We start from the raw sequence: 12874 nt of genomic DNA, 5'->3' as shown, positions 1-12874 counted from the left end.
CTGATGCCGTGTTCACGACACAACGCTGGCACAGGTGTCCCTGCTTCAGCTTGTTTGAGAATAGCCATGATCTGGCTGTCACTAAATTTCGATGTTTTTATGAAGAATCTCCTGCGTTTATCTTACGAGAAAATTCTACTTTTGAAAGCGGTTATTTTTAGGGATGATTACCGGAGGATTACCATTTCAGCATTTATATGAGAGAGAGTGTTGAAAAAAATACTTATTGCAATGACTTGCTTTGCATGACGTTGAGATAACCAGCGTATCGTTTAATATAGATTGGCTATGGTAGGGTCGTGATTTTGAACGCTTTAGGCTATTGAGCGACTCAACTTAAGTCTTGCATCAGGGGAGTATTTGATATACGGCTGAACTGAAGTCTCTGTATTATGGTCAATGCATTCTTGAGACGGTGATTCCCATAAATACGGCAATTCTGGTGAAATAATCATTTTAGATGGTTGGCAACGTTCTACTAGACTTGTTCTGCTTTAGTACATTTTTAACACAACGCCTGTATCAATAGCCCCTATCAAAGTATCTTCGTTTACTCGGCCACTAACATCAACATAGAAAAAGAGAAAGTTTTTAGGCTTTCTCTTGTTAAAAATCGAACAAACTAAGACACATTAGGTCTTAGCAAACACTCTCACCTGAGCGGGTTTTAAGCGTACTTGTTGACCTGCACTAATGGCTAATTCTTGGAGTTTTGGCCGTGTGACTTCGACCTCATAATGTTGACCATCACTGTCTTCTAGCTCAACCCTAATACTCGCCCCAAAGGCTAAAATACGACTCACAGTTGCCACTAAGCCTTCGCGTGATTGTGAGTCGGTAATAATTTCTAGCTCATGTGGACGGACAAAACCTAAGGCTTCTGCACCATGCGCCACATCATGCTCACCCAACGGCAATACCGCTTCACCGCTGTGCAAATGATTATCATGGACTCGACCATGAAATAAATTCACAGCCCCTAAAAAGTTATAAACAAAAGGTGTGGCAGGATGTTCATAAACCTCTTGCGGCGCACCGAGTTGTTCAACATGACCTTGGTTCATTAACACAATACGGTCAGCCACTTCTAAGGCTTCTTCTTGGTCATGGGTGACAAAAATACTGGTGATATGTAATTCATCGTGCAAACGGCGCAACCAACGGCGTAACTCTTTACGCACTTTGGCATCTAAAGCACCAAATGGCTCATCTAATAACAACACGCGTGGTTCAACCGCTAAAGCACGCGCTAAGGCAATACGTTGGCGTTGACCCCCTGATAATTGGGGTGGATAACGGTCAGCTAACCAATCCAGTTGCACTAAGTTTAATAGCTCATGGACTTTCTTTTTGATTTCTGACTCTGATGGCCGTTGTGCTTTGGGCTTCATGCGTAAACCAAAGGCGACATTATCAAACACGGTCATGTGTTTAAATAAGGCATAATGTTGAAAGACAAAACCGACTTGGCGTTCGCGGACATGAGCTAAAGACGCATCTTCACCTTCTAAAAATACCGAACCACTATCGGCACTTTCTAAACCTGCAATAATCCGTAATAAAGTGGTTTTGCCACAACCCGATGGGCCTAATAAAGCCACTAATTCACCAGTAGGAAACTCTAAGCTCACATTATCTAAAGCAACAAAGTCACCAAAACGTTTGTTGATATTTTTAACTTCAATACTCATGATTTATGACTCAATAACGGTATCACGTTGTAAACGCCATTCGACAAAAGTTTTAATGACTAAGGTCACTAAGGCTAATAAGGCCAATAACGAGGCCACGGCAAAGGCAGCGGCAAAGCTATATTCGTTATATAAAATCTCGACATGTAAGGGCATGGTATTGGTCATACCACGAATATGGCCAGACACCACCGACACCGCACCAAACTCCCCCATTGCCCGCGCATTGGATAAAATCACACCATACAACAATGCCCATTTAATGTTGGGTAAAGTGATATGCCAGAAGGTTTGCCAACCCGATGCACCCAAGACCACCGCTGCCTCTTCTTCTTCTTTGCCTTGTGCCTGCATTAAGGGAATTAACTCACGGGCAACAAAGGGAAAAGTGACAAATACCGTAGCCAAGACCATCCCAGGGATAGCAAAAATAACTTTAATATCGTTTTCAAATAACCAATCACCAAACCAACCTTGTGCGCCAAAAATTAATACATAAATTAAACCTGCAACCACAGGTGACACCGAAAACGGTAAGTCAATGAGGGTGATTAATAATTGTTTGCCTCTAAATTCAAATTTGGTAATTGCCCATGCTGCCGATACCCCAAACACTAAATTTAAGGGGACAGAAATCGCGGCAATGGTTAAGGTTAAAAAGATCGCCGATTTAGCGTCCGATTCGACTAAGGCGGCTAAATAGACATCCCAACCTTTACGAAATGCTTCGATAAATACCGTTGCTAAGGGCAACACTAAAAATAAGACAAAAAAGCCCAAGGCTAAGCTTAATAAAGTCCAACGCACCCATGTTGGTTCACGCGTGGCTGAAGAACTTTGATAACGCGGTTTATTTAAACTTTTTCCCACATATCCTGCCATGATTAACGACTCCCACGACGTGTTGTCCATGCTTGCAACAAATTAATGGCCAATAACAAGATAAAACTGATGACCAACATCACCAACGCAATCGCGGTTGCGCCTTCATAATCATATTGTTCTAACTTGGTAATAATCATTAACGGGGTAATTTCTGACACCATGGGAATATTGCCAGCAATAAAAATCACTGAGCCATATTCACCTACCGCACGCGCAAAGGCTAAGGCAAAACCTGTTAATAACGCAGGGGTTAAAATTGGTAACACCACATATCTAAAGGTTTGCCAACGATTAGCCCCTAAACTGGCGGCGGCTTCTTCGAGTTCGGTTTCTAAGTCTTGTAACACAGGCTGAACGGTACGTACCACAAACGGTAAACCAATAAACACTAAGGCAACCAATACACCTAATGGGGTAAACGCAACTTTAATGCCTAAAGGTTCTAAATATTGTCCCAACCAACCATTACCTGCATAAATCGCAGTTAAGGCAATACCTGCCACCGCTGTAGGTAAGGCAAAGGGTAAATCGACCATTGCATCAACGACTTTTTTGCCAAAAAACTCATAACGCACTAGCACCCACGCAAAAATTAACCCAAAAACCGCATTAATTAACGCTGCGCCTAAAGACGCACCAAAGGTTAATTTGTACGAGGCGACCATACGTGGTGAGCTAATAATCTCCCAAAACTCGGTAAAACTCAGGCTAAAGGTTTTAATAAATACCGCTGACAAAGGAATAAGCACAATTAACGATAAATACACTAAGGTATAACCCAGTGATAAATGAAAGCCAGATAGCACACGATGCTGCGCCATGATGCTCTGTACTCCACAATAAACAACTCATTTGATGAGTTTTGCTAAGGCTAAATAGATAAATGATGACTAAAGCCATCAAAAACGCTGGCCAGTGTAATAAAAAGCCTCTGATAACAATAAATAATTTATTAGAAGATTCTTATAACTTAAAAGAATAAATATTTCGGCTTCGCTTGGGAAACATGTTGATGTTAGCTGAGCTTAGTCGTGGTGGCTGAGCGGTGTCGAAGCCCAATCAGGCCGATAATCGCCAAAAATCGACTAACTCTTGTTCGCTAAATTGCGAACAAAAATATTCAAATAACTTCAAGCCTCGTGGCCATGCACCAAAGCCAGAAGCAACATTGATATGTCCCACATCCCCCAAGTTAACCAACTGACTTCCCCAAATCGTCGCCCATGTTTTAGCTTTTTCCAGTGATAAGTACGGGTCCGTCGTACTCGCCACGACCAAACTCGGTACCGTTAAGGTGACAGCTAGCTCACCATTGGAAATCGCAAAACGTTGCGGGTCAGCAGGGGCAACTAAAAATAAGCCTGCAATTTTATCTGGATTGAGTTGTGCCGCTTTAACACTGATTAAACAACCAAAACTGTGTGCGACTAGCCAAACTTTTTCGCTGGTAGAAGCAGCAATGCTTTGTTGTAAACAGGCTGTCCATGTATGTAAGTCTGGATGATGCCAGTCGTCTTGTTGAACACGTTGTGCTTGAGGGTCTTGCCGTTCCCACCACGATTGCCAATGGTCAGCCTCACTGCCATGTAAACCAGGTACAATCAAACGAGAGGTTTTCATACTCATTCTCCTCAAGAACAACTTAAACACTTTTTACCCTCACCCTAACGCTTTCCCAAAGGGAGAGTGAACCCCCATGTGAAAGGATTTAGGTGAGGGCTATATCGTTAAAACTTATGTTCCACACCTAATGCCAAAGAGGTTTCTTCGATATCATTTGGCACCACAATCACCGCATCTTTTTTCACATCTTCACGGTTGGTGTACCACACAAAAGCGCGGGTTTTTGAGGTTAGGTTATAATCCGCACCGACGTTAAATACGGTTTTTTCGATGCTATTACCTGCGGCAATTTTATTGACATCATCGGCTTCGACAGTGCTATATTGTGCTTTTAGGACAAAGTCATCAATTTTGTAGGCAGCACCTAATAAATAGGCTTTTTCACCATCTTTACCGTCGTATTTTTCATTGGTTGTATAGATGCCATTTACGGTTAAATCAGCGAAGTTATAGGACAAGACTAGACGGTAGCCATCGCCTTCACGAGTATTCCCAAACAAGGCAGAACGACCGACAATATTGTCATTCACCCCTAAAGCGGCATATAAACCTAATTCTTGATTGTCATAAACAATGGAGGCTGATGAGCCATTAGTCGCTTTAGTAGCCACATCTTGGGTTTGGCTTAAGATATTAAATTGAAACTTTTTAAAGCTAGGCGACTCATAAGCAACCGCATTATTGGCACGGTCTTCCCCTGCAATGGTAAATTCGATATCCCCCAAAAAGTCGTTAAACAAATCCGTTTTACCTTGTGCCGTTTTTAGGTAGGTATCAAAACGTCCTGCTTTGACTGTACCTAAGTTGTTGTGTTTAATGCCAACAAAACGGTTACGTTGCTGTAAGTCAGCATTGCCACCTGTACCATCACCACTACTATCAATACTCCATTCAATGCCATAAACCACCGCTAAATTAGTTGATAACTCATTTTCACCGCGCACCCCAAAACGCGAGGCATTACTTTGTAAACGGGTAAAGTCTTCATCGGCTGAGGCAGGATCTTGATTATCTTTTTGATAACTTTCGGCAGAAATATTGAACTGTCCATAGACTTTAGGATTAGCTTGCACTTGGCTAGCCACTAATACCGAAACAACAGACAAAGCTAAAGCATGAAGCTTCATAATGAACTCCAAAAAATGTAAAATAAAAGTGAAAAAGCATCCCTCCTCCTGACAAGGAGAAGGCAGGGAGAGGGTTGTATTTTATAACCCCACCCTCACCCTCCCCTAAGTTAGGAGAGGGAAAAAACAGAGAATCTAAGTCCCAAAAATGGATTTAACGTTTGCTATAAATTTGATCAAACACTCCACCATCGGCAAAGTGTGCCTGTTGGGCAGTAGACCAACCGCCAAAATCTTTAATGGTAAATAATTTGACAGGTGCAAATTGGCTAGCGTATTTAGCCGCAATTTTGGGGTCTGTCGGGCGGTAATAATTACGTCCTGCAATGTCTTGACCTTCAGGCGAATACAAATACTGCAAATAAGCATTGGCGATTTGGGTAGTGCCATGCTTTTTGGCATATTTATCAACCACAGCAACGGGTGGCTCGGCTAAAATAGAGACACTGGGGGTGACAATCTCAAATTTCTCTGGCCCTAATTCTTTAACCGCTAAATAGGCTTCGTTTTCCCATGCCAACAACACATCACCAATACCACGCTCGGCAAAGGTGGTTAACGAACCACGCGCGCCCGAATCTAAGACTTTGACGTTTTGAAATAATTGTTTAACAAACTTTTGTGCACTATCGGCATTGGCTTTGGGTTGACGTAAGGCATAACCCCAAGCAGCTAAATAGTTCCAACGTGCGCCACCTGATGTTTTAGGATTTGGTGTAACCACTTCTACGCCTGCTTTGACCAAATCATTCCAGTCTTTGATTTTTTTCGGATTGCCTTTACGCACTAAAAAGACAATGGTTGAGGTATAAGGGGAAGCATTATTGGGTAAGCGAGTTTGCCAATTTTCGGCAATTAAGCCACGTTGCGCAATGGCATCAATGTCATAAGCTAAGGCTAAGGTCACTACATCGGCTTCTAGTCCATCAATGACCGAACGGCCTTGTTTGCCCGAGCCACCATGAGATTGTTTAAAACTAATTTCCTCGCCACCTTTGGCTTTCCAATGTTTGGCAAAGGCAACATTATATTCTTGGTATAACTCACGGGTCGGGTCATAAGAGACATTCAAGAAGTCTTTGGCAACAGCAGCATTGCTAATACCAAACGCTAATAACACAGTTAATAATTTTTTAGTCATGACTCACTCTCAAGCTACAGTTTGTTAACTTGAGAGCATGATAACCCGTATTTTTTAACAACCAAAAAGAATATATAAATATATATTTATTTCTTTTTTGAATATAAATACAAAAGAGGCTTAATCATGCTAACTCGTTTACCGCGAAAAATTTTCTTCACATATGACGGTGTCATGAAAGCCTATTTGACAGGCTTTATATTCACCTCAAAAAACTCTTAGCATTTTTATTAGTAAAACAGACTCAGCAACAGTATTTTTCAATCACATAAAACAAAATAAAACCAATATATTACCGGCCTATTTGTCCTCGTTACCTACTAAGTAAGCTATTGAAAAGTTTATGGAAATATAGACTTTTCTGCGTTTCATCCCATACACTAAAGCACCGTTAATACCCATCCCCCTGATACTTTTATGCCTTCAGACACCACTCCCCTCAACTATCTAAAAACACAGATTCGACTGATGAAAGGTTCAGACATTGCCTTAGGGCCTGGTAAGGTAGATTTACTTGCGGCGATTATGGACACAGGTTCTATTTCGGCCGCAGGGCGGCAATTAGGCATGAGTTATCGCCGTGCGTGGTTATTAGTAGAAACCATGAACACCTGTTTTGTTTCGCCTTTAGTGGTTTCGACTAAAGGCGGCAAACATGGGGGTGGCGCACAACTGACCGAGTTAGGTGTAGAAGTGTTGCATATTTATCAAACCATGCAACAACAAGTACAACAGCAATTAAAGAGTTATGAACAACAGTTATGTGGCTTATTAACGCAAGTTAATCCTTAGTTTGGCTATTCAAATAGATAATATCCTTGGTCAAATAATCAATTTCACTCAACGCATGACTGACATAGAGCATCGGAATTTTTACCTCATCACGGACTCGCGCCAAAAACGGTAAAATTTGTGCTTTGCGGGTTTCATCCAAAGACGACAACGGCTCATCTAATAATAATAATCGAGGGGAATATAAAACTGCTCGGCCTAAAGCCACCCGTTGTTTTTCACCACCCGATAATTGTCTTGGCAAACGGCTGAATAAATGACTAATTTCTAATAGTTGGCAAATTTCGGCTAAATGAAAATGCTGTTCTGAGCGGCTTAAGCGTTGATAACCATACAATAAATTATCTTTAACTGATAAGTGAGGAAAGAGTTGGCCGTCTTGAAACATCAAGCCAATATGACGTTGTTGTGGTGCTAGGTTGATTTTTTTACGACTATCAAATAATGTTTGCCCATCTAAAATGATCTGTCCTTGTTGTGGCCGTAATAAACCTGCAATGGCACTTAACAAGCTACTTTTGCCACAACCCGAAGCACCAAAAATACCTGTGACGGTGCTATTTAATTGCGCTTGTATCGGTAATACAAAATCACCACGTTGTATGACAATATCCAACTCAAGCATGGGATTGATAACCTAAACGTTGCTGCATCCGTTGTGACCAATAATTACTCAACAATAACGCTGCAAACGCTAATAACAACGAAATGATGATTAAACGCGTGGCCATTGCCTCGCCATCGGGTTGATGAATCACACTATAAATGGCTAAAGGCAAAGTTCGAGTTTCGTCTGCAATATTACCCACAAAAGTAATGGTTGCGCCAAACTCACCTAAACTACGACTAAAACCCAACAACGCACCGACTAAAATACCTGGTAAAGCCAGTGGTAAGGTAATACTAAACAATACCGACCAATTATTTGCTCCTAAAGTACGTGCTGCATCTTCCAAACGCGTATCAACTAATTGAATCGCTAAGCGTATCGACTGCACCATTAACGGCAAACTCATCACCAATGAAGCTAATACCGCACCTTTCCAATTAAAGGCAAATGACCAACCAAAAGTATTAAATAACCAATGACCAATTACGCCATTATGCCCAAAAGCCAATAACAACAAATAACCGGGAACAACAGGCGGCAATACCATCGGTAAATGAATGGTGGCATCCAACAAGGCTTTGCCCCAAAACTGTTTACGCGCCAACAACCATGCTAAGGCAATCGCAGGCACAATACCCACTAAGGTACAAAAACTGGCCACTTTGAATGACAGTTTTAATGCCGACCATTCTTCGGGAGATAAATACATCATTTACGGCTTCAACACCACAAAGCCATATTTGCTAAACACGGCTTGAGCGGTATCACTTTGTAAATAGTGAAAAAATTCGGCACTGGTGGCAGACGCGCCTGCAACTAAAGCAAAAGGATAGACAATTTTTTGATGACTTTGACTGGCAAAACGACCAACTATCGTCACTTTATCGCTGATTTTAGCGTCTGTTTCATACACAATACCTAGCGCACACTCACCACGTTCAACAAAAGCTAAGGCAGTACGCACATCTTCCGTAGCGACTAAGCGTTTTTCTAAATTACGCCACCAACCCAAGTTTTGTAAGGCTTGTTTGGCATAAATACCCACAGGTACACTAGCGGTGTCGCCTGTACAAATTTTGCCAGTAAAGGCGTTGGCTAAATCAAAGGATTTGTCCATGTTAACGCTGATAGTTTTATTTTTAGGGGTAATTAACACCAAACTGTTACCTAACAACTCTTTGCGACTATTGGACTGTAATTTATTGCGTTTTTGCAAATAATCCATCCATTGCACATCGGCAGAGGCAAAGACTTGTGCTGGTGCGCCTGCTTCAATTTGTTTGGCTAAGGTTGATGAACCTGCAAAGGACGTTTTAATAACAACATCATGGTTTGTTTGATAATGCTTAGTAATTTCAGTTAAGGCATTAGTCAAACTGGCAGCCGCATATAAGGTAATTTGCTCAGTGGCTAAACTGGCTTGTGCATATAACACGCCACTTAACAACATTAACGAACGCAGTGATGGTTTGACATCGAACATCGGTTATCTCTTATATTTTGGTTAAAAATCGTTATGTATGATTGTATATAACGCCTAAACTGTCAATCGTCATTGATTGTTTAAGCAAAAGCAAATAGTCAGCCATAGGCTAACCCCCTATACTGTTTCTCAGTTTTCCACTTCATTCGTAGCTACTTTATGAACGTGCGTTTTATTAACGATATTCACCAAATTTCTGCTGAGACATGGCATAGCCTAGTTGGTTCAGACTACCCTTTTTTACGTTATGAGTTTTTAGCGGCTTTAGAAGACAGTCAAAGTGTCGGTGGTGAGAGTGGTTGGCAAGTCATGCACTTGTTGGTGGAATCGGAAGATGGCCGTTTATTAGCCGCTATGCCCTTGTACTTAAAAAGTCATTCCTACGGCGAATATGTTTTTGATTGGTCTTGGGCAGAAGCCTACGAAAATCATGGTTTAGCGTATTATCCAAAGTTATTGGCCGCTATTCCCTTTACCCCCGCCACGGGACAACGTTTAGTGCAAGCAACCGACTACTCGCATGAAGTTACCGCTGTTGTCGCACAGTCATTACAAGACAAAGCCCAACAACTAGGAGCATCAGGCTGGCATATCTTATTTGTTGATGAGCAAGAATTAGCACAATGGCTAAAGACTGGCGCTGATATGCGTTTAGGCTGTCAGTTTCATTGGTATAACGACAGTTACACTGATTTTGATAGCTTTTTAGCGGCAATGAATTCTAAAAAACGCCGTACGCTGCGTAAGGAGCGTAACAGTTTAATCGCTCAAGGCATTGAGTTTAAACGACTAACAGGTGATGCCATTACCCCAACGCTTTGGCAACGCTTTCAGGCTTTTTATCAATTAACCAATCTCAAATATAACCGCCATCACGGTTATTTAACACCTGACTTTTTTGAGCGTATTTATCACACTATGCGCGATAGTTTGTTGTTAGTTGTGGCGTTTGAGGGCGATGAAGCGATTGCAGGGGCATTATATTTTTTAGGCACAAATACTTTGTATGGCCGTTATTGGGGTTGTATTCGTGAGATAGAATTTCTACATTTTGAGACGTGTTATTATCAAGGCATTGAGTATTGTATCGAACAGGGTATTCAGCGGTTTGACTCTGGTGCACAAGGTGAGCATAAAGTACCGCGTGGTTTTAGACCGACACTCACCTACTCCATACATTGGCTTAAACACACAGGGTTTCAACAAGCGGTTAAACGTTTTTTAGTCGAAGAATCGGTCGCGATTCAGCGTTACCGTGATGAGATGAGTCAAGCGTTACCGTTTAGACAGGTTGGTGAGCAATAGTTGTCAATACGATTATGCAATCACTGCATTTTTTTATAAGGTCCCACTAAGAGCTGTCTTTTATTGTCGGTTTTTATCTTAACGTCAATCATGTCAGCAATCACCCTCTGTTCATGTTTAGTTTTAGTTATGGTTTAAGATACAAGGATGGGCATGTTGCCCAGTGTATTATGGATAAAGGTATTTATTTACAACAGCGGTATGAGTATTGAGGCGATTGCCAACATTGTGTTGTTAGAAGAGTCCGTTGTGGCTCATTTCTTAAAAGAGGATTAAGCATGCCTGCGCCACGTCATTTATATAAAAATCCTTTTGAACATATGCTTAGGTCTGATACTGAAATAGATAACATGACTTATAAGGAGTACCAAGCTTAGCAATATAGCCTTAAGGGTTATAGAGATTATTGGAATACGTTGGATTATGCATGGGACAAAAAGCAAGCTGAGTATGCGCAAGGCATTGAGATTGGTAAGGAAATTGGTAAAGAGGAAGGTAAAGCCGAAGGCATTGCGATTGCTGCAATGGGTATGCACAAGGCAGGCTTGTCAGTTGAGTTAATTGCTAAGTCGTTATCGTTGACAGAATCTGTGGTGCTTGCGTTGTTAAAAGAAGATTAAAGATTATGCCAACATAAAAGCAACAAGTACTGGTTTTAACAATATTTTAGCTTTGAATTTAGCCTTACAGTGGCGATAGAGGCCAAACCGAGCCGTCAGAAAAACAAGCGACAGGTGAGCTAATTTTAGGGTGTTTAAAAGCTCAAAACGCCTTGTGCCGTGAGGGTTGGGGCGGTGATTTTTTGGCCATGTAGTTGAAGGGAGAGTTAACCCGCATTATCATGCGGGCTACGTTTACTAACTCAGCGGCTTTAGCTTGAATCGCAGGCGTAAGTTGCACGTCTTCATTTGCGGCGGTATCGGTACTTTACTTTTCAGCTTGGCGATGCGCCATTGCCATACTGCTAATACTTTCAACGGATTGATTTAACCATAACTTTTGTTGCCATATTGTGTAGTCAAATGGCTCTCGCAGAATTAGGCTAATAAAACGCTCTGCTTGTACTTCTCCCAAAGCGATAATCAACGCCTCTACACCTTTTAGTTTGATTTCGGTATCAGTAATCATGTTCAAGCACCTTGATAAAATCTACGGGATTGATTGCTATTATTTGAGCTTGTGTTGCTAATTTTTTAAGTAGTTTATCGTCTGTTGATAAAAAATAATCTGCTTTGCCCTCTATTGCACAAGCAACATGTAATGCGTCTTTAGCTTTAATACCTAACGAAACAAAAAACTGGGCATTTGCCAATAACAACGCGGTTTCTTCAATATCAACGCTCGCAAGATTTCGCCATTTAGCAATGGCTTGCTTACGTTCTGCAAATGGGTTCTGAAAATTTTCAAAGTCCAAGATGTAAGACCAAATCAAGAAAAAATCACCTAATTTAATTTTCTCTTGAATATATAACTTTGCCTCTGTCTCAATGCGTACTCGCAAATTTGTTTGATTGTCAAAAGGCCGATTAAACATACAATTATCAAGATAAACTTTCATAGGTTTAATGTGTTAATTTTTATGGATTGATGGCAACATACCACAAAAATACTATTCCTAAAACGATTTTAGGTGTATCAAACAAAATCTATGCCGCCACGTTACCTTTATTTTTAACCCTAAAACGCCAAAACCTGCCACTGGTAAAAAGAAGTCTGTACCTGTAGGTGAGATGATTCATAGGGTGTTAAAAGCGGATATTGAACGCCTTGCCCGTGCAGGCGAAAGTTACGAGCAAGCGGCACAGAGGATTAAGCAGCAGGGGTTGGTGTAACAGCCGATTGGGTTAAGGTGACACAATACCGCCTTGTGCCGTGAGGGTTGGGGCGGTGATTTTTTGGCCATTTAGTTGAGTGGGTGGAGAGTTAACCCGCATTATCATGCGGGCTACGCTTGCTATGAAAGTAAATCTAACAGTGAAAATAGAAATACCGTTAATCCCAAAAGATCAAAAATATAAATTCTATTTTTCTTAAATAAAACATATGAAGAAACTGGTATTTTAGCTAAAAAAATAAAAGCTGATAGTAAAAAAATTACAAAACCTCTAAAGAAAAAATCATATAAATCAAAGTTTATATAATCATTAATATACCAAATAACCATCGTCAATATATAATAAAGCTTAATGACATTTGAAACTTCATCACAAGAATTCG

16 protein-coding genes are annotated in these 12874 nt (G+C 41.0%); 4 read left to right on the top strand and 12 right to left on the bottom strand.

The annotated features are described in order from the left end of the window. The 7 genes from C8N29_RS05085 to C8N29_RS05055 form a co-directional block, all read right to left on the bottom strand. Positions 1-101: transposase (locus C8N29_RS05085; RefSeq protein WP_146164421.1), on the bottom strand; the 101-nt coding region annotated here is incomplete at its 3' end. A gap of 531 nt (positions 102-632) precedes the next feature. Beyond that, a complete protein-coding gene (locus tag C8N29_RS05080) occupies positions 633-1691 on the bottom strand; it encodes a sulfate/molybdate ABC transporter ATP-binding protein (RefSeq protein ID WP_107864957.1) in 1059 nt (352 codons plus the stop codon). Positions 1692-1694: 3 nt separating this feature from the next. Further along, complete coding sequence (gene cysW, locus C8N29_RS05075; protein ID WP_107864956.1) at positions 1695-2573, bottom strand: sulfate ABC transporter permease subunit CysW; 879 nt, start codon at positions 2571-2573, stop codon at positions 1695-1697. 2 nt (positions 2574-2575) lie between these two features. Beyond that, positions 2576-3397: a sulfate ABC transporter permease subunit CysT gene (gene cysT, locus C8N29_RS05070; protein ID WP_107864955.1), complete on the bottom strand. Its 822-nt coding sequence runs from the start codon at positions 3395-3397 to the stop codon at positions 2576-2578. Between the two features lie 238 nt (positions 3398-3635). Further along, positions 3636-4196 (bottom strand): RBBP9/YdeN family alpha/beta hydrolase, encoded by a 561-nt coding sequence (locus C8N29_RS05065; RefSeq protein WP_107864954.1) that lies wholly within the window; start codon positions 4194-4196, stop codon positions 3636-3638. Positions 4197-4303: 107 nt separating this feature from the next. Further along, positions 4304-5326 (bottom strand): porin, encoded by a 1023-nt coding sequence (locus tag C8N29_RS05060; protein ID WP_107864953.1) that lies wholly within the window; start codon positions 5324-5326, stop codon positions 4304-4306. 154 nt (positions 5327-5480) lie between these two features. Next, a complete protein-coding gene (locus C8N29_RS05055; protein WP_107864952.1) occupies positions 5481-6467 on the bottom strand; it encodes a sulfate ABC transporter substrate-binding protein in 987 nt (328 codons plus the stop codon). 417 nt (positions 6468-6884) lie between these two features. Between C8N29_RS05055 and C8N29_RS05050 the strand changes: the two genes are divergently transcribed. After that, a complete protein-coding gene (locus C8N29_RS05050; RefSeq protein ID WP_107864951.1) occupies positions 6885-7259 on the top strand; it encodes a winged helix-turn-helix domain-containing protein in 375 nt (124 codons plus the stop codon). On the opposite strand, the gene modC is transcribed toward C8N29_RS05050, so the two are convergent. The 3 genes from modC to modA are packed head-to-tail and all read right to left on the bottom strand — an operon-like array spanning position 7249 to position 9352. Further along, the gene (gene modC / locus C8N29_RS05045; RefSeq protein ID WP_107864950.1) at positions 7249-7884 is read right to left on the bottom strand and encodes a molybdenum ABC transporter ATP-binding protein; all 636 of its coding nucleotides are present in this window, start codon (positions 7882-7884) and stop codon (positions 7249-7251) included. The genes C8N29_RS05050 and modC overlap by 11 nt on opposite strands. Beyond that, the gene (modB, locus tag C8N29_RS05040) at positions 7877-8581 is read right to left on the bottom strand and encodes a molybdate ABC transporter permease subunit (protein WP_204509272.1); all 705 of its coding nucleotides are present in this window, start codon (positions 8579-8581) and stop codon (positions 7877-7879) included. Before modB ends, modC begins: the two co-directional genes overlap by 8 nt. Next, positions 8582-9352 carry a molybdate ABC transporter substrate-binding protein gene (gene modA, locus C8N29_RS05035; protein ID WP_107864949.1) on the bottom strand — a complete coding sequence of 257 codons (771 nt, stop codon included), beginning with the start codon at positions 9350-9352 and terminating at the stop codon, positions 8582-8584. Positions 9353-9511: 159 nt separating this feature from the next. Here modA and C8N29_RS05030 point away from each other — a divergent pair, with 159 nt between their 5' ends. The 3 genes from C8N29_RS05030 (at position 9512) to C8N29_RS05025 (ending at position 11277) form a co-directional block, all read left to right on the top strand. Next, positions 9512-10657, top strand: a complete 1146-nt coding sequence (locus C8N29_RS05030; protein WP_107864948.1) for a GNAT family N-acetyltransferase — start codon at positions 9512-9514, stop codon at positions 10655-10657. Between the two features lie 153 nt (positions 10658-10810). After that, complete coding sequence (locus C8N29_RS17290) at positions 10811-10933, top strand: hypothetical protein (RefSeq protein ID WP_275656198.1); 123 nt, start codon at positions 10811-10813, stop codon at positions 10931-10933. Between the two features lie 140 nt (positions 10934-11073). Then, on the top strand, positions 11074-11277 hold the full coding sequence (locus C8N29_RS05025; RefSeq protein ID WP_107864947.1) for a hypothetical protein: 204 nt from the start codon (positions 11074-11076) through the stop codon (positions 11275-11277). A 307-nt stretch (positions 11278-11584) separates the two neighbouring features. Here C8N29_RS05025 and C8N29_RS05020 read toward each other — a convergent pair whose 3' ends face one another. Together C8N29_RS05020 and C8N29_RS05015 are read right to left on the bottom strand one after the other, a co-directional pair. Continuing rightward, complete coding sequence (locus C8N29_RS05020) at positions 11585-11785, bottom strand: hypothetical protein (RefSeq protein ID WP_170106895.1); 201 nt, start codon at positions 11783-11785, stop codon at positions 11585-11587. Then, positions 11775-12191: a PIN domain-containing protein gene (locus C8N29_RS05015; RefSeq protein WP_204509271.1), complete on the bottom strand. Its 417-nt coding sequence runs from the start codon at positions 12189-12191 to the stop codon at positions 11775-11777. Before C8N29_RS05015 ends, C8N29_RS05020 begins: the two co-directional genes overlap by 11 nt. Positions 12192-12874 lie beyond the last annotated feature (683 nt).

This window comes from Agitococcus lubricus (assembly GCF_003051055.1).
Classification (GTDB): domain Bacteria; phylum Pseudomonadota; class Gammaproteobacteria; order Pseudomonadales; family Moraxellaceae; genus Agitococcus; species Agitococcus lubricus.
This window is presented reverse-complemented; position numbering and strand designations above follow the sequence as displayed.